This is a genomic window from Actinomyces qiguomingii (assembly GCF_004102025.1).
Lineage (GTDB): Bacteria > Actinomycetota > Actinomycetes > Actinomycetales > Actinomycetaceae > Actinomyces > Actinomyces qiguomingii.
On sequence record NZ_CP025228.1, the window covers coordinates 724,009 to 740,626 of the forward strand.

The window sequence follows — 16,618 nt, forward strand, 5'->3', positions numbered from 1 at the left end:
GGGGCGCCGCTGCCGTGCAACGCTTCAACGCCACAGGGGAGACCATGAAGACAACGCTCACCCGCCGTCACGCCCTCGGGTTCGGTTCCGCCATCCTCGCCTCCGGCGCTCTGGCCGCCTGCGGCCGCCAGGGTGGAGGATCGTCCGGAGGCGACGCCGACTCGCTGACACTCTGGCTCGGCGCGCTAGAGGATTCTCAGAGGCGGGACATCGACCGCCTGGTCGAGGCCTTCAAGCAAGCCAACAACATCACCGTCAACTATGAGACTCACTCTACGGATGACTTGAAGGAGTCCATGCGGCAGGTTTCCGGCACCAATGCCGGGCCGGACATCTACTGGTACTGGGAGGGTCCGGGACTCGGCGGCGATCTCGTTGAGGCCGGCATGAGCTTGGACTTGACCGACTACTACGCACAGTACGGTTGGGAGGACCGCTTCACCGCCGCTTCAATGGCGGGCATCACCCAGTACGGCGGCTATCACGGCATCCCCTGGACTCTTCAGGCTCAGGGCCTGTACTACAACAAGACCCTGTTCGAACGCGCCGGCATCACCACCGAGCCCTCCACCTATGACGAGCTACTCGCCGCCTGCGATGCGCTGAAGGCCGCTGATATCACGCCGATCGAGTTCGGCGGCACCGTCAACTGGCACGTCATGCGCCTGCTGGACTCGCTCATCGAGACCAAGTGCGGTGCCGACGTTGCCCGGAGCCTGGTTACCGATAAGACGGGGTGGGACACCGAGGCCGGCGTCACCGAGGCCTTCACCGAACTCAAGACCTGGGCGGACAAGTACTTCAACAGCGGCTACATGTCCATCTCCAATGACGACTCCAGCCTGCTGTTTTGGGACGGGCGGGCCGCCATGGCGTTGGAGGGCACCTGGTTCAACGCCCAGTGCGTGGACAATGGCATGGACCCGCAGGAAGTGGGCATCTTCCCCTTCCCCACGGGCACCGGACGCCTGTATGGATTCGGTGAGGGCTTTTACATTAACGCCAACACCCCCAAGGCCGACCTGGCTGCATCATTCCTGGACTTCGTGACCTCGGCGGAGCAGATGAGCGGCAGCGGTGGCGCCTGGGCGGCCGTGAGCGTGAACAAGGAGGTGGAAGTCTCCCAGGACAATCCGCTCGACGCGCTGTGGCCGCCGATCCTGGAGTCCTCGGAGGAGATGTACAACAACTTCGATCAGGCCCTGGGCCTGGATGAGACAACCGAGTACTGGCGCATCCAGAACGCCGTCCTCATCGGTGATATGGCGCCCGAGCAGGCCGGTCCGGCCATGCAGAAATTCATCGAGGCAAATTCCTGACCGGACTGTGCTGCGCGAGCGGTCGGTCCGGTTCGGGTCGGCTCCTGCCCGCGCATCAATCAGCGGAAGAAGCTCTCATGGCAACAGCTACAACGGCCTCGGCACACGCACGAGCCGTCAGGCAGCACCGCGTGCTGCGTTCTCTGCCCTATTTGGCGCCGGCCGCACTCCTGTACGGCATATTTCTGCTGTATCCGATGATCGACTCGGTGCGGCTGTCCTTCTTCTCCTGGTCCGGTTACGCCACCGCCCCCCAGGAGTTCGTCGGCCTTAAGAACTACCGGTACCTACTCACCCAGGACACTGTCTTTTGGACCGCCCTGAGGAACTCCATGATCTGGGTGGTGCTCTCGGTCGCCATCCCCATGGTGCTGTCACTGCTCATGGCCCTCGCACTCAACCAGCGCATCTGGGGGCGCAACGCATTCCGCTCGATCTTTTACATCCCGAGCGTCTTCGCCTCCATTACGGTGGCGGCTATCTGGCGGTGGATCTACAACCCGACCATGGGTGTCATTAACCAGGCGCTCGAAGCGATCGGCCTGGGTGACCTGGCCCATGAGTGGCTGGGCGATCCGCGTACCGCCCTGTACTCCATCTTCGTCGCCTCGGTGTGGCAGGGTGTCGGCTTCAACATGGTGCTGTTCCTCGCCGGACTGCAGTCGGTCCCCGCGGAACTCGTGGATGCCGCCAGGGTGGACGGAGCCGGCCGCTGGCAGGTCTTCCGCAATGTCACCTGGCCGGCGCTGCGGCCTACGACGATCGTCGTCGTCATCCTGACCATCATCAACTCGCTGAAGGTCTACGACCTGGTCGTCGGCATGACCGGGGGAGGACCGGCACAGTCAAGTCAGGTTCTGGCCCTGTGGTCCTACCAGCAGTCCTTCTCCAACCACAACTTCGGCGCGGGCGGCGCCGTCGCCACCGTACTACTGATTCTCTCACTGTGCCTGGTGGTCCCCTACCTGGCCTGGTCCATGAAGGGAGATGACTGAGATGACCGCCGTTCCCGTAGCCCGTACCGCCGTCGGCCCCGACGACGGTGCGGCCGCAACACCGAATCGGCCACCACGCGACTGGGTAACCGTAGGACTCTGGATCGCGCTGCTCGTCACGGCCGCGTTCTGGTTGGTGCCCTTCGCCGTTATGGTGCTCACTTCCTTCAAGAGCCGGGCGGACCTGGTGAGCGGCTCCACGCTCGGCCTGCCCGCGCAGTGGCTGTGGAGCAACTACGCCGACGCCGTGGACACCGGTGACCTTTGGATCAGCGGCACCAACAGCCTGCTGGTGGCGGTCATAAAGGTGCCCCTCGGACTGCTGCTGGCGGCGCTCGCGGCATATGCGCTGGCCCGCATACACATGCGGCGGGCCAAATGGATCGTCGCCGTCTTCGCCGTCGGCTCCATGGTTCCCATCCAGGTTGCGCTGGGCCCCATGTTCCAGCTGCTGCTGAAGGCGAACCTGCTGGACACCTACGTGGGCCTGATTCTGCCCTATCTGGCCTTCGGGGTGCCCTATCAGGTATTCATGCTCTACGGCTCCTTCCGGGCCGTACCCGACGAGATCGAGGAGTCTGCCCGGCTCGACGGCGCCTCCACCTTCCGCATCTTCTGGCAGATCTGCTGCCCGTTGATCAAACCGACCCTGGCCGCACTGTTCGTGTTGGACTTCGTGTCCACCTGGAATGAGTACGCCATGGCCTCAACGATCCTGCAATCCGGCTCGATGGCCACCATTCCGCTGGCTGTGCAGAACTTCTCCGCCCAGCACGGCACCGACTACGGGCCGCTGAACGCCTTCATCATTATGACGGCGATCCCGGTGCTGATCGTCTATCTACTGTTCCAACGCTACTTCGTGTCCGGTGCCTTCTCCGGTGCGGTGAAGGGCTGAAGCTTACGGCGATAGCGCCTCCGGGCCGGGTCCGGTGCGGAGTGTGGGTGGGAGTCACCGGCGTCTGCCGGGGGGCCAGCGGGGTAGCCGGATGGTCGTGGTGACGGGTTCTGGTTGGGGGGTGAAGACGCCGGGTGGGTCGGTGAAGTACTGGGGGTATTCGGTCATGGGGTTGTGTTCGGCATGGTTGACCCAGGAGGTGTTGATCTGTTCCGGGGTGAGCACGACGTGGTTTTGGAAGAAGTCGTCGGTCAGCCAGAGGACGAGGTTGGGGGCGGGGTTGAGGGCTTGACAAGCCGCCACCGCCCTACACACCTGGCCCGCCCGCATCAGCGAACTCGAACGAGGCAAACGCCCCGACCGCGACCTCGCCACCACCTACGACCAATGGCGCACCACCGCTTGACACACATAGGAGCATCACCCTCGGGGAACGGGACTTGCGGGCACGGCAGGAGGGGAAGGGGCGATCTTGACGCCGGCACTAGTAAGCACCTGGCAGAACCGGCACAGGCCCCGAGGTCCGCCTTGTTGCCCGTCGATGAATGAGACCGGTGACCTCCACCGGCGCCTCACACTCCTCCCGGGGCGCATATACGCGCCCCGCCTTGCGCAGGATCCCCGTTAGCCCGCCCCCGGCTCGCGTACCTCCCTCTCCAGCTGCCTGATCCGCTCAGCATCCTCACCGGTGGTTCCCGGCCGGGCGCCCGCATCGACCTCGGCCCCTCTACCACCCAGGTACGCAACGCCTCCGGGGCGGGACGCCCAACTCCTCAGCGATCCTCCAGGATCGCCCCTTAGACCTCTCCGGATCCCTACGGGCCCCTGCACAGCCATCCGGGTGGCCCGCTCCCGCAACCCTCTTCGGGATACTTCCACGAGTCGCACTCCCGGCAGTGATCCTTCCGTGTATTCACTGCCTCTATCAAACCCGGTCCAGTTCACTGTTAGGCGAAGGGAACAACCTCTGGAGTGTCAGCGCACGTCGCTTCGCACGAGAACCGTGAACGCAGCAATCCCCGAAGCGATCGCCCATGCCAGCAGGACGAGCCCCCCAGGTGCAGGTGCGAGCAGCTGCGGACCGGGACCCAAAAAGACGGTAATCGTTGCGAGATCAGGCAAGAATCGGGCTAGGGGAGTAAAGGAGTGGATGATCATGCTTAGTCCCAAGATTAGTGGCACCAGCGTTGCCAGTGGCACCACGAGTGAACGGCAGGCCATGGCCAGGAATTCCGCGAGAATAGCCAGCCCTAACCACGACGCCCCCGCCGCTAACGCAGTACCCGACGCCAGATCCGGTCCCAGCATCAGTAGCGCAATGCCAAGGCTCGCAAGGTAGGAAATGCCCACAATAACGATCACAACAACTGTCTTGCCCCAGAAGAGATATGCTCGTCGAGGCACTGCCAATAGTGATGTTCGCAGAGCGGACTCGGTGTATTCCTGCCCGCTCACGCTTCCACCAACGATCACGGGGAACATTTGAGTCAACTGCAAGGCCCGCAGGACGGCGTTGTGCGCATCAACAGCACCCGCCGTTGGCCGAGTCAGTAGCCCAGCGAGAAGTGGAACAGCCACCACGGGCGCGACCACAGCAGCCACCCCTAACGCATTCGCCAACAGTTTGCGCAGCTCGGATCGGATAGTCTGGGTCATCGGCTACCCACATCCCGCCTAACAAACAACATCCCCGCCACGGATAGCAAGAGCGCGGTTGTTACGATTAGGGCCACGCTCGCCGAAGGCTGCCACCCACACTCATCTCCAGGCAAAGCGCTTAGACAATGCCCAGCCGCAACAGGCAGATACCGAGCCGGGCTCCACGACGCTGCGAACGCATCACCTAGACCAACCGCTTGCGGAACCATGAGCAGCAGCGCCACCAACCACCGTTTCGTGATCACCGCGATTGCACAGGAAACCAACGCGAACACGATCCACGTCAGTACAACCGAACCCAGGGCTCCCCACGTTTCGCGAGCTAACGTGAACGGGTTCAAGCCCTGCGAGCCCAGCCCAACATGTGTCAAGACCAGAGTCACATAGTTACCGACCGCAGCCAGCACCGCAACTACGCCGACATTCGTGGCAATTTTACATACGAGCATCACTGGGCGACGCCCCACAGCCAGAAAAGTCACGCGCAACTCGCGGTCCTGGTATTCACTCACCCCCAGCAGAGCACCGAACACTACGATGACCGCATCACCGAACGCCATCACATCAAAACCCATGAAGGCCACTGGCGGCAACGCTTCCACCAACTCCGGATGAGTTTCAGGTGTCGCATTCACTCCTATATCCGCAATCTGCCCCGCCTCGAGGAACGCGAACAGAGGCTGAACCACCACAATCAAAAAGGCTACGACCCAAAACGACCTCCTTGAGAAGATCTTCCTGGCATCGAACACGCTGGCACGAACAAAGGCAATCATTGCGTGTCCTCCGTCAGTTCGAAGAACAAGTCCTCCAGCGACTCCATGTGCCGGAGAACCTCTGGCATCGAGCCCGTCATCACAATCCGACCTCCGGCAATAACCGCAATCGTATCAGCGATCTCCTGCACCTCCGACAGCAGGTGACTGGAGAGCAGTACCGTCTTACCCGAACGCGCTTGCGCCGAAGCAAATCCACGAAACCATCGTATTCCCGCCGGATCCAGTCCGTTCGTCGGTTCGTCCAGAATCAGGAACTGGGGGTCACCGAGCAGCGCCTGGGCCAACCCAACACGTTGTGATTCCCCAAGCGAGAGCGTGCCCAGACGGGCAGAACGCTTCGCAGTCATCCCGACAGCGTCCAGCACCTCACCAACCCGGCTCCGTGTGATCCCATTGCTTTCAGCCACAATCGACAGTTGCGTGCCTACTTTCCGGCTCTTCGCTCCGGCTAGCCCATCAAGCAGCGCCCCCACATGGGTGAGCGGACGCTTCAATTCTGGGTAGTCCAGACCATCGAACCTCGCCCGCCCGCTCGTCGCGTGATCCAAGCCTAAAAGGATGCGAAGCGTCGAACTCTTGCCAGCGCCATTGGGCCCGAGAAACGCAGTGACCTTACCCGGCTGAGCCTCAAACGTGACCTCATGCAAGATCTCGACTCCGCGACGCGCCTTACACAAACGCGTGACCTCAATACGACCCTCTGCATGTGGAAGACATGGGTGCGGTTCAGGCATAATTCTCCTCCTGTGCGATGGCTGGATTATCTGATAGATGTTGTTCAAGGGTCATACGCCGATAAAGTTCCGATGTTTCAAAGAGCGACTTGTGGTCACCACACGAAACGAGCCTACCATGCTCAAGAAGATAGATTGAGCCTTTCTCACCGGGGTTGAGGGGGTGCGGGTTGGGGTCGTTGGGGTGGTGCGGGAAGGTGGGTGTGTCGCTGGTGGTGCACGCGGGGCCTTCCGGCAGCATGTGTTTCGACCAAAAAACCAAGCCCGAAAAGAGGTCCCGCGCGGGTGTCCTATCGTGCCACTCACGGGCGTCCCAGTTTCCACTGCCGGGACTGTGTCCCGGTGGATCGCCGCCCACCGCCGTTGTCATGCTGCTGCGCTGGCTGATCCACGCCACCGATGTGGCCGGCATCGCCCGCGACGCAGGCGTGTCCCCTGCCACCGCTTACCGGTACCAGCCGCAAGGCCCTGGACATAGTGCCCTCAAAGGCGCCGGACCTGCCCGAGGTGCTACGTCGGCTCAAGGACAACGGGGAGCCGTTTGTGTGCCTGGGGGCGGCACCTTGATCCGCACCGACCGGGTCGCCGAGCGTGACCCCGACACCGGATACCACCTGTGATACTCCGGCAAGCACAAGGCGCCTCACGCGGGAACATCCAAGTGCTTACCGACTCAACCGGCTATCCGGTGTGGACCTCGCCGGTCGAGCCCGGCTCGGTCCACGACATCAAGGCGGCCCGTACCCATGTGCTGCCAGCCCTGTACCCGGTAACCGCCGACGGGACGCCCACACTGGCGGACAAGGGGTACGCCGGCGCCGGCATCGGCATCAAGGTGCCCATCAAGGGCACCAAACCCGACACCGGGACACGCTCCTACAACCAGGTCCAAGCCCACCTGCGAGCCCCCGCCGAAACAGCCAACGCCCTGCTCAAGGGCTTCAAGGCCCTCAAGCGAGTCACCCTCGACCCATCGGCCATCACCAAAATCACCGCCACCGCGCTAGTCATCCTCAACCTGAACAACAACCTCCCCTGATGAGAAAGGCTCATCCATCCTAACTATCAGATCACGGGAAATGCTAGCCATCCCCCAAGTCCCAAAACAACCTGGCGTTCCAGCGCCGCTGTGCCGGATGAGCTGCGGACGCGCCCGTTGACTCGCACGGCTCACGGCCGTAGGGTGGTTGCATTCGACAATGAATGCACATGCGAGGAGGCATGATGTCGTCGACTCTGGAGCATGCCGAAGACACGGCCCGCGCCGTACTGGAGCTGGTGGGCGGAGCCGCGAATGTGCGCAGCGTTACCCACTGCGCCACGCGCTTGCGCTTCGTCCTGGCGGACGCCTCCCGGGCGGACCTCACCGCCCTGGCGCAGGTCGACGGCGTCCTGACCGCAATGAACGCCGGCGGCCAGACGCAGGTGGTTGTCGGCCAACGCGTTCCGGAGGTGTATGAGGCGCTCATCGGCCTCAATGGCGTTCACGCCGAGGCGGGCGGGGGCGCGGGCATTTCTGCGTCTCCGGGAGCTGGTGCTGACGTAACCGCCCCGGAAGGCGGGGCGGGCGCGGATGCCGACCCGGGTGCGCAGCAGCCCCGTGGCCCGGCCGCCGTCGTCGATGTGATCGCCTCGATCTTCACTCCTATCATCGTGGCCATGGCCGGGGCCGGCATGCTCAAGGGCCTGTGCATTCTGGCCACCACGCTCAACTGGCTCTCGGAGGACACCGGCACCTACCGCATCCTGTATGCGGCCAGCGACGGCATCTTCCAGTTCCTGCCCATGTTTCTCGCCTACACCTCGGCGAAGAAGTTCAACGCCACGCCCTTCGTCTCCATGGCGATCGCCGCCGCCCTGCTGTATCCGGACATGGTGGCGGCCTATGAGGGCGACGCCGCGCTCACCTTCCTGGGCGTTCCGGTAACCCTGGTGGCGTACCGCTCCTCCGTGCTGCCGATCATCCTGGCCGTATACGGACAGTCTTGGTTGGAGCGGTGGCTGCGCCGCATCATCCCGGTGTCCATCCGCAATATCATCATCCCGCTGGTCACGCTCATCGTCGTGGTTCCGCTGACCTACCTCGTCATCGGTCCGGTGGCCACGGCGGTCGGCAACGGACTCGCCTCCGGGTACCAGTGGCTGGTCTCCCTCAGCCCGGTCGTCGCCGGGCTGCTGCTCGGCGGGATCTGGCCCCTGGCGGTCATGTTCGGAGTCCACTACGGCTTCGTCCCCATCGTCTTCCAGAACCTCGGCCTGTACGGGCGCGACACCCTGTTCACCATCACCGGCCCCAACAATATGGCGCAGGCCGGTGCCGCCTTCGGCGTCTTCCTGAAGACCCGCCAGCGGGGGCTGAAGGGCATCGCCGGCTCGTCCTCCCTGTCCGCCGTGCTCGCCGGTGTCACGGAGCCGGCCATCTACGGCGTCAACCTCAAGTACCGCCGTCCCTTCGTCATCGGCGCGATCTTCTCCGGAATCGCCGGCGCCATCGTGGCCGCCTCCGGCGCCGGAGCCTCGGCACTGGTCTCCACGAGCCTGTTGACCATGCCAGCCTATGTGGGTGCCGGCTTCGGTGGATTCGTGGTCGCCTGCGCGATCGCCTTCTTCGGCGCCGCCATAACCACCTACCTGATCGGATTCTCCGACTCCATGGTGACGGCGTCATCTGATCCCGGCGGCCGCGGCTCCGGGGAGGAGGTGCGCTGAACCCCCTCCACGCCCCTCCATCCGCCAAACCGATCCTTGACAGGAGATGAACATGCTCAAAGGAATCAACACCCTCGTCACGCCCGAGCTGTTGGGCGTGCTGGCCCGTATGGGCCATGGCGACGTCATCGCAGTCGTCGACTCTAACTACCCCGCTTATGCCACCGGCCGACCGGTCATCCCCATGCCGTCCCTGAACAGCCCTGAGGCCGTGCGCCTAGTGGTTGAACTCATACCGCTTGACACCTTCGTCGACGCACCCGTGCGCTACATGATCGGCGCGGGGGACACCGAGCTGCGCGAGGTCACCCGTGAGGTCCTCGACGTCGCCGCTGAACTCGAGGGACGGGAGATCGCCGGCGCCTCCATGGAGCGCTTCGACTTCTATGAGGCCGCCCGCTCCGCCTCCGCCGTTATTCACACCCAGGAGGCCCGGCCGTACGGCTGCTACCTGCTCACCAAGGGCGTGCTGCCGAGCTTCGGGCCGCAGGACTGAGAAGGGGCGAGGATGGCCATGTCTGCAAGCGTTGTCGTCATCGGGTCGATCAACCAGGATGTCACGGTCACCGTGGACCGCTTCCCCGAGCCGGGGGAGACCCTGTACACCCGCTCGCTCAGCTACCGTCTGGGCGGCAAGGGCGCCAATCAGGCCGCCGCAGCCGCCCATGCCGGCGCCCGGTCCAGCTTCGTCGGACGCGTCGGCTCCGATGCCGCCGGACCTGCCCTTTGTGAAGAGCTCGCCGGCCACGGCGTTGACGTGACCGGCCTCCTCGTCGACGAGGGCACCACCGGCTCCGCCTTCATCACCGTGTCCGCCACTGGGGAGAACACCATCCTGATCGACGCCGGTGCCAACGGCCGGGTCACGGCCCGGCAGGCCACTGAAGCGGCCGCGACGCTGGGGCGGGCGGACGTCGTCGTCCTCCAGGGCGAGATTCCGGCAGCTGCCAATGCCGCCGCCATCGCCGCCGCTCGCGGGGCCGGGGCGAGGACGATCCTCAACCTCGCACCGGTCTACGACATCGCCCCGCAGGACCTCGCCGCGGTGGACATCCTCGTGGTCAATGAGACCGAGGCCGGCCTGGTCCTCGGCCGCCCGGCTCCGAGCGGCACCGATGAGGCGCTCGGTGCCGCCGCCCGTCTGGCCGAGCGCGGTCCGCGCCGCATCCTGATCACCCTCGGCGGTGCTGGAGCGGTCTGGCATGACGCCTTTGCTGCCGATGGCCCGCGGGGCGCCCATGTCGAGGCCATCGCCGCCGGCCCCGTCGTGGACACCACCGGAGCGGGAGACGCATCCGTGGGTGCGCTGGCGGCCGCCCTCGCACTCGGCCTGGACTTCGAACGGGCCGTATCGCAGGCCATGCGGGCGGGGTCGGCCGCGGTTCTCTCTGCGGGTGCGGCCGCCTCCTACGGGGCGATCAAGTCCATTGAGATCTGACAACCGGGCCGACGATTCCGTGTCACTCCGCCGAATCGGCGCCGGATGCTCGGTCGTGACATGCGCTTGACAAAAGACGGAGTGAATAGGACACTTGAGTGGCCATTCATAGCCGAATGAGTATGTCAATGTTGGCGGCTCATCCCTGAACCGCCATGTCGAGCGAGGAGGCTCACGCGATGGCACGTACCAATAAGACCCGTGGCGGACGCCCCTGGGGCGTCATCGTCAAAGCCGGCGGAGCGGTGGCGATACTCGCTGTCTGCTTCTTCGGTACGACCTTCATGACACCGGAGGAGGCGGAGGCCCTGCTCACCGCCGGGTCCACGGATCCGGTCGCCTACGCCGAAGAGCACTACGACTCCACCATCACCTACATCAACGACAGCGCCACCGACCTGGCCGGGCTCATCGAAGATCTTCGGGCCGATGAGCAGGGCACCAGCGAGGAACTGGGCAAGCGCGACGGCGAGGCCGCCTACACCTTCGCAGTAACCACCACGGGAACCGTGCAGGAGGGCGGATTCGGTCAGGTCGATCTCGCCGTCGAAGGCGTTCCCTCCGACGTCACCGTCTCCGTTCAGACCGGCCCCGCCGTCATGGGAACGGCGCTGCGGGACGTCACCGGCGAAGTCACCTTTGACATGTTCGAGAACCAGATCGACTACGCCCAGGTGGGACTTTCGCTAAACGATCCGCTCAAGACCGGGGTGCTCGCCGACAACGACCTGACCTCCATGATCGGCCAGGAGATCACCGTGGTCGGCGCCTTCGCCTACTCCGATCCCACGCATGTCGTCATCACCCCCATCTCGATCCAGGCGGCGTCATGACCCTGAATGAGAACGCCCCGGTCGTCCTTGCCGGCCGTGGCATCACTAAGGCCTTCGGGGCCACCCATGCCCTGCGCGGCGTCGACTTCGAAATCCGGCGGGGTGAGGTGGTGGCCCTCATCGGAGAGAACGGCGCCGGTAAATCCACCCTCATGAAGATCCTGTCCGGGGTGCAGCCGCCGACCTCCGGCACAATCGAGCTCGACGGCGAGCCCATCACCTTCGCCGACACCACCGATGCCGTGGCACACGGTGTTGGCATCGTCCACCAGGAGCTCAACCTGTGCCCCAACCTGTCGGTGGTGGACAACATCTTCCTCGGCCGCGAGCTCACCTCGCCCACCGGTATCGCACGCTCACGCCAGCGGGAGCAGGCAGTTGAGGCGCTCGCCCGTCTGGAGGAGCCGATCGACCCCGACGCCCTCGTGGGGGACCTGCGGCTGGGGCAGCAGCAGCTGGTGGAGATCGCTCGCACTCTGGTGGAGGGGGCGCGTGTGCTCATCATGGACGAGCCGACTTCCGCATTGTCGGCCACCGAGGTGAAGGTGCTCTTCCGCATCATCCGGGAGCTGACCGCCGACGGCGTTGCCATCGTCTACATCTCCCACCACATGGACGAGTGCCTGGAGATCGCGGACACCGCGGTCATCCTGCGTGACGGCCGGCACGTCGCCACCGCACCCATGGCGGATGTGGATCTGCCCTGGATCGTGAAGACCATGGCCGGCCGTGAGCAATCCGACCTGTTCACGGCCATCACGGCCGCTGCCGGTGAGCCGATTCTGGAAATAGAGAATCTGGTGGTGCCGGACCCGGCGAATCCCTCACGCATCGCCGTCGACAACCTCTCACTCACCGTGCGTGAGGGTGAGATCGTCGCCATCTACGGGCTCATGGGCGCCGGACGCACCGAGCTGCTGGAGACTCTTGCCGGACGGCATACCGCGGTCTCGGGTCGGATCCTGCTTGACGGAAGGGACGTCTCCCACGCTCCCATCGGCGAGCGGATCGACGCCGGGCTTGTCTTGTCCCCGGAGGACCGGCAGGCCGACGGCATCGTCCAACTCATGAGCGTAGGGCGCAATATGAGCCTGGCCGCGCTGAGCATTCTCACTCGCGGCGGGCAGGTCAAGCGCAGGCAAGAGGCCAAAGAGGTGCGCCACGGCATTGAGGCCGTGCGCATCAAGACCGAGTCCCCGAGCATTGGCATCACCTCCCTTTCCGGCGGTAATCAGCAGAAGGTTGTCATCGCCAAGGCGCTGATGACCGCGCCCCGCATGCTGCTGATGGATGAGCCCACGCGCGGAATCGACATCGGCGCCAAATCGGACATCTTCTCCACCATGGCCGAGGTGGCGAGCACCAAGGTCGGCGTCCTGTTCGCCACCTCCGAGCTGTCCGAGGCCCTGGGCGCCTCCACGCGCCTGATCGTCATGGCACGCGGACGGATTGTGGCCGACCTCGACCCGCGCACCACCACCCGCGACCAGGTCATGGCCGCAACCGGTGAACAGATCACAACTACCCACGACCAAGCCGCGCCCGCTCACACCGCGGCCAGTGACACGAAGGACGAGGACCGAGCATGACCCCCGCACCCACCCAGAATTCCGGCCTGCGCATCGGCAATCGGAGCATCGGCGAGTTCCTCATGGCGCAACGCGCCTTCATCGCCCTGCTCGTGCTGATCGTCATCTTCGCCTCGCTGTCCGATTCCTTCCTCACGGCCACCAACCTGGTGACCATGACCAAGCACGTCGCCTACAACGCACTACTCAGCCTGGGCATGCTACTGGTCATCCTCACCGGTGGTATCGACCTGTCAATCGGCTCCATCGTCGGCCTGTCCGGTGTCATCGCCGGCGTCATGCTCAAGGGGCTGCACCTGTCGGTCTTCGATCTCAACGCCTACCCGTCGGTGCTCGTCGTAGTGATTGTCGCCCTGCTGGTGGGCACCTGCGTTGGAGCGATCAACGGGATGCTGATAACCAGATTCAACGTCGCCCCCTTCATCGCCACCCTGGGCACCATGTATATGGCGCGCGGAGCGGCCCTGCTCATCTCCAAGGGTGCCACCTACCCGGATCTGGCTGGCGAGGAGGCCTTCGGCAACACGGGCTTCTCCTTCCTGGGGGTGTCTCGTCCACTCGGACTGCCCACCAGCGTGTGGCTGATGATCATATTCGGGGTCATCATCGCCCTGGTCGTCGCCCGCGCCCCCTTCGGCCGCTGGCTCTACGCCGTCGGCGGCAATGAACGCGCCGCCGAGTTGTCCGGTGTGCCTGTAAAGCGCGTGAAAATGCGGGTGTACATGGTTTCCGGTGCCATGGCGGCACTGGCCGGCCTGATCATCGCCTCTGAACTGACTGCGGCCGCCCCGGCCGCCGGGGAGACCTATGAGATGAACGCGATCGCGGCCGTCGTCATCGGCGGCGCCTCACTGGCGGGCGGTCGTGGCGACGTTAAGGGCGCCCTGATCGGCGCCTTCGTCATCGGCTTCCTGAATGACGGGCTGGTTCTGGTCGGTGTGTCCTCGTTCTGGCAGACCTTCCTCAAGGGCCTGGTGATCGTCCTGGCCGTCATGCTCGACCAGGGGCAGCAGCGCCTGGAGCGCTCCCGCGCCGCCGCCCAGGCCGCGCAGGAGGTCAAACGGGAGGCCGCCCGCATTGAGCGGGCGGCGACCACTGCCGGCGGCGGTCCGGCCTGATCTCGGCGAACTATGAGTAAAACGGAAAAGAAGCGGAAACCATCATGACATCCACCATCACCTCCCTCAGATCATCAACGAGTCACCCCTCCCGCCGCTCAGTGCTGCGTGCCGGGGCGTTAGGGGCTCTTGCCATTCCCCTCCTGCCCTGTGCGAGTGCGTGCTCCAGAAGTGGTGACTCCAACTACTTCGCGGTCATTACTCCGTCTCACGACAACCCTTTCTTCAAGACGGAGGCCGAGGCCGCCGTCGCCGCGGCCAGGGCGCTCGGCTATACCGCGGACGCCTTCTCCCATGAGGACGACGTGAACACCCAATCCGAACTCTTCGACACCGCCATCTCCCGGAATGCGGCGGCGATCATTGTGGACAACGCCGGCGCGGATTCCACCGAGGGCGCGGTCCGCAAGGCGGTTGAGGCCGGCATCCCCGTCTTCCTCATTGACCGCGAGATCAACGCCGCCGGACTCGCCGTCGCGCAGATCGTCGCCAACAACTCCCAGGGCGCCGCTCTGGTCGCGGAGAAGCTCGCTGACACCCTCCAGGGCCGGGGGCGCTACTACGAGTTGTTCGGCCGGGAGACGGACACCAATGCCCAGGTGCGGTCCACGGCCTTCCACTCCGTGCTCGACCAGTACCCAGGAATGGAACTCGTCGGCACCGAGACTGCCAGCTGGGACCAGCAGCTCGGCTACCAGAAGGTCGAGACCCTGTTGCAGCGCGACCCGAACGTGCAGGCGATCATCTGCGGCAATGACACCATGGCGGTGGGCGCCGTGGCGGCGGTGCAGCAGGCGGGCAAGACCGACGACATCCTGGTGATCGGTTTCGACGGCTCCCCGGACGCGGTCAAGGCGATCAAGGAGGGCACCATGCTCGCCACCGGCATGCAGCCGGCCGTGCGTATTTCCGAGATGGCCGTGGAGCAGGCTGATGCCTACATCAAGAACGGCGAGACCGGGAAGAAGGAGAAGCAGCTCGTGGACTGCATCCTGATCGACCAGACCAACGCCGATCGTTACACGCTCTTCGAGCTCGAGGAGGGATGAACGCATGGGCGACACGGCTGCACGGAAACAGGCGGGGAAGGCGCCTGCCTACGTCCTTGCCCTTGATGAGGGCACCACCAACGCCAAGGCCTTCGCCATCGCCCCCGACGGCGCCATTCTGTCTTCCGGCTCCGCCCCCGTGGACGTCTCCTATCCCCGCCCCGGCTGGGTGGAGCAGAACGCCGACGCCGTGTGGAACGCCCAGTGCGCCGCCATCCGGGAGTGCCTGGCCGGGGTGGAGGGCACCCCGGCGGGCATCGCCATCTCCAATCAGCGCGAATCCGTGGTCGCCTGGGATGGTGCCACCGGCCAGGCACTGGCGCCGATGCTCGGCTGGCAGGACTCCCGCACCGCCGAGTTCTGCGACTGGCTGCGCTCCCCGGACCGCGAGTTCGCCGTCGCCTCCACCACGGGCCTGAGCCTGGATCCCATGTTCTCCGCCCCCAAGATGCGCTATCTGCTGGACCGGGTCGGTTCCGGGGACGTCCGCATCGGCACCGTGGACTCCTGGCTTGTGGCCCGCTTGACCGGTCAGGCCGCCTATGTCATTGAGGCCGGCAATGCCTCCCGCACGCTGCTGCTGGATCTGGCCACCCTCGATTGGTCGCCCGCCATGTGCGAGCTGTTCGGCATCGATCGCGCCGTGCTGCCCGACGTCGCCCCCTCCAATGCGGACTTCGGCGCCACCGCCGGACTGGACTTCCTGCCCGACGGCGTGCCGATCGTGGGGGTGCTCGGGGACTCCCATGCCGCCCTGTTCGGCCACGGCTGCCGCACCACCGCCGAGGGCAAGGCCACCTATGGCACTGGCTCGTCGGTGATGATCCCCTCCGGTACGGACCGGGGTGTCCGCCAGGGAGTGTCCACCACTGTCGCCTGGCTTACCGACACCCCTATGTACGGGCATGAGGGCAATATCGTCGCCTCCGGCACCGCCATGGACTGGACCGCCCGGCTGCTGGGCGTAAAACCCGGCCGTGAGCTGGATGAGCTGGCCGCTACCGTCCCAGACTCCGGTGGCGTCAGCCTGGTGCCCGCCTTCACCGGACTGGGTGCCCCCTGGTGGGACCGTCAGGCAGTCGGCATCATCTGCGGGCTCACCGCCGGCACGGGCCAAGGACACGTAGCCCGCGCCGCCCTGGAGGCCGTCGCGCACCAGATCGCCGACGTCGTCGCGGCCCTGGACACCTCCGACTTGCAGGTCCTTCATGCCGACGGCGGCGCCACCGCCTCGCGCCTGCTTATGCAGTGCCAGGCGGACCTGCTCGGCCGTGACGTAGTGGTGGCCGCCAACGCGGAGGTCTCCGCCCTGGGGGCCGCCCTGATGGGATTCGCCCGACTGGGCTGGGAACTGCCCGCAGTCTCGCAGCAGGAGGGCAGACGCTTCCGGCCCATGTTGGACGACGCCGCCCGTGGCGCCGCCCGGGCCGGGTGGCGTGAGGCTCTGGCCCGGTCCCGAGCCACGCCGGCCTAGCCGGCCGCGATCACCTGCCAACAA

General features: G+C 65.1%; 16 protein-coding genes. 12 read left to right on the forward strand and 4 right to left on the reverse strand.

What is annotated here, in order from left to right:
* Positions 1–44: 44 nt before the first annotated feature.
* From CWT10_RS02910 to CWT10_RS02920, 3 genes are all read left to right on the forward strand, one after another.
* A complete protein-coding gene (locus CWT10_RS02910; RefSeq protein ID WP_103061739.1) occupies positions 45–1,319 on the forward strand; it encodes an ABC transporter substrate-binding protein in 1,275 nt (424 codons plus the stop codon).
* A gap of 77 nt (positions 1,320–1,396) precedes the next feature.
* A complete protein-coding gene (locus tag CWT10_RS02915) occupies positions 1,397–2,314 on the forward strand; it encodes a carbohydrate ABC transporter permease (RefSeq protein WP_103061705.1) in 918 nt (305 codons plus the stop codon).
* The gene (locus tag CWT10_RS02920) at positions 2,307–3,212 is read left to right on the forward strand and encodes a carbohydrate ABC transporter permease (RefSeq protein WP_233187973.1); all 906 of its coding nucleotides are present in this window, start codon (positions 2,307–2,309) and stop codon (positions 3,210–3,212) included. Before CWT10_RS02915 ends, CWT10_RS02920 begins: the two co-directional genes overlap by 8 nt.
* 54 nt (positions 3,213–3,266) lie before the next feature.
* Here the strand turns inward: CWT10_RS02920 and CWT10_RS02925 are convergent, their stop codons facing one another.
* The 4 genes from CWT10_RS02925 to CWT10_RS02940 all read right to left on the reverse strand — a co-directional run bounded on the left by CWT10_RS02925 (position 3,267) and on the right by CWT10_RS02940 (position 6,297).
* A complete protein-coding gene (locus CWT10_RS02925; protein WP_103061706.1) occupies positions 3,267–3,515 on the reverse strand; it encodes a hypothetical protein in 249 nt (82 codons plus the stop codon).
* Between the two features lie 672 nt (positions 3,516–4,187).
* Entirely contained in the window at positions 4,188–4,868 is a 681-nt protein-coding gene (locus tag CWT10_RS02930) for a hypothetical protein (RefSeq protein WP_103061707.1), read from the reverse strand.
* Complete coding sequence (locus CWT10_RS02935; protein ID WP_103061708.1) at positions 4,865–5,647, reverse strand: hypothetical protein; 783 nt, start codon at positions 5,645–5,647, stop codon at positions 4,865–4,867. The genes CWT10_RS02930 and CWT10_RS02935 overlap by 4 nt, the downstream gene beginning before the upstream one ends.
* Positions 5,644–6,297, reverse strand: coding sequence for an ABC transporter ATP-binding protein (locus CWT10_RS02940; RefSeq protein WP_233187974.1), 654 nt, complete (start codon positions 6,295–6,297; stop codon positions 5,644–5,646). Before CWT10_RS02940 ends, CWT10_RS02935 begins: the two co-directional genes overlap by 4 nt.
* 748 nt (positions 6,298–7,045) lie before the next feature.
* Between CWT10_RS02940 and CWT10_RS02945 the strand changes: the two genes are divergently transcribed.
* The 9 genes from CWT10_RS02945 to CWT10_RS02985 all read left to right on the forward strand — a co-directional run bounded on the left by CWT10_RS02945 (position 7,046) and on the right by CWT10_RS02985 (position 16,594).
* Entirely contained in the window at positions 7,046–7,423 is a 378-nt protein-coding gene (locus tag CWT10_RS02945; protein WP_168190751.1) for a transposase family protein, read from the forward strand.
* Between the two features lie 182 nt (positions 7,424–7,605).
* Positions 7,606–9,093: a PTS transporter subunit EIIC gene (locus CWT10_RS02950; RefSeq protein WP_158247571.1), complete on the forward strand. Its 1,488-nt coding sequence runs from the start codon at positions 7,606–7,608 to the stop codon at positions 9,091–9,093.
* Positions 9,094–9,145: 52 nt separating this feature from the next.
* On the forward strand, positions 9,146–9,589 hold the full coding sequence (locus tag CWT10_RS02955) for an RbsD/FucU family protein (RefSeq protein ID WP_103061712.1): 444 nt from the start codon (positions 9,146–9,148) through the stop codon (positions 9,587–9,589).
* An 18-nt stretch (positions 9,590–9,607) separates the two neighbouring features.
* A complete protein-coding gene (locus CWT10_RS02960) occupies positions 9,608–10,531 on the forward strand; it encodes a PfkB family carbohydrate kinase (RefSeq protein WP_103061713.1) in 924 nt (307 codons plus the stop codon).
* Between the two features lie 179 nt (positions 10,532–10,710).
* Positions 10,711–11,364, forward strand: a complete 654-nt coding sequence (locus CWT10_RS02965) for a DUF2291 family protein (protein WP_158247572.1) — start codon at positions 10,711–10,713, stop codon at positions 11,362–11,364.
* Complete coding sequence (locus CWT10_RS02970; RefSeq protein WP_103061715.1) at positions 11,361–12,953, forward strand: sugar ABC transporter ATP-binding protein; 1,593 nt, start codon at positions 11,361–11,363, stop codon at positions 12,951–12,953. Before CWT10_RS02965 ends, CWT10_RS02970 begins: the two co-directional genes overlap by 4 nt.
* Entirely contained in the window at positions 12,950–14,071 is a 1,122-nt protein-coding gene (locus tag CWT10_RS02975; RefSeq protein WP_128683251.1) for an ABC transporter permease, read from the forward strand. Before CWT10_RS02970 ends, CWT10_RS02975 begins: the two co-directional genes overlap by 4 nt.
* A 44-nt stretch (positions 14,072–14,115) precedes the next feature.
* Positions 14,116–15,120: a D-ribose ABC transporter substrate-binding protein gene (locus CWT10_RS02980; RefSeq protein ID WP_103061717.1), complete on the forward strand. Its 1,005-nt coding sequence runs from the start codon at positions 14,116–14,118 to the stop codon at positions 15,118–15,120.
* Positions 15,121–15,124: 4 nt separating this feature from the next.
* Positions 15,125–16,594, forward strand: a complete 1,470-nt coding sequence (locus CWT10_RS02985) for an FGGY-family carbohydrate kinase (protein ID WP_103061718.1) — start codon at positions 15,125–15,127, stop codon at positions 16,592–16,594.
* Positions 16,595–16,618: the final 24 nt, after the last annotated feature.

Coding starts and splice junctions, on each gene's coding strand:
- CWT10_RS02910 (WP_103061739.1), top strand. CDS start 45: ATGAAGACAACGCTCACCCGCCGTCACGCCCTCGGGTTCGGTTCCGCC.
- CWT10_RS02915 (WP_103061705.1), top strand. CDS start 1,397: ATGGCAACAGCTACAACGGCCTCGGCACACGCACGAGCCGTCAGGCAG.
- CWT10_RS02920 (WP_233187973.1), top strand. CDS start 2,307: ATGACTGAGATGACCGCCGTTCCCGTAGCCCGTACCGCCGTCGGCCCC.
- CWT10_RS02930 (WP_103061707.1), bottom strand. CDS start 4,868: ATGACCCAGACTATCCGATCCGAGCTGCGCAAACTGTTGGCGAATGCG.
- CWT10_RS02935 (WP_103061708.1), bottom strand. CDS start 5,647: ATGATTGCCTTTGTTCGTGCCAGCGTGTTCGATGCCAGGAAGATCTTC.
- CWT10_RS02950 (WP_158247571.1), top strand. CDS start 7,606: ATGATGTCGTCGACTCTGGAGCATGCCGAAGACACGGCCCGCGCCGTA.
- CWT10_RS02955 (WP_103061712.1), top strand. CDS start 9,146: ATGCTCAAAGGAATCAACACCCTCGTCACGCCCGAGCTGTTGGGCGTG.
- CWT10_RS02960 (WP_103061713.1), top strand. CDS start 9,608: ATGTCTGCAAGCGTTGTCGTCATCGGGTCGATCAACCAGGATGTCACG.
- CWT10_RS02965 (WP_158247572.1), top strand. CDS start 10,711: ATGGCACGTACCAATAAGACCCGTGGCGGACGCCCCTGGGGCGTCATC.
- CWT10_RS02970 (WP_103061715.1), top strand. CDS start 11,361: ATGACCCTGAATGAGAACGCCCCGGTCGTCCTTGCCGGCCGTGGCATC.
- CWT10_RS02975 (WP_128683251.1), top strand. CDS start 12,950: ATGACCCCCGCACCCACCCAGAATTCCGGCCTGCGCATCGGCAATCGG.
- CWT10_RS02980 (WP_103061717.1), top strand. CDS start 14,116: ATGACATCCACCATCACCTCCCTCAGATCATCAACGAGTCACCCCTCC.
- CWT10_RS02985 (WP_103061718.1), top strand. CDS start 15,125: ATGGGCGACACGGCTGCACGGAAACAGGCGGGGAAGGCGCCTGCCTAC.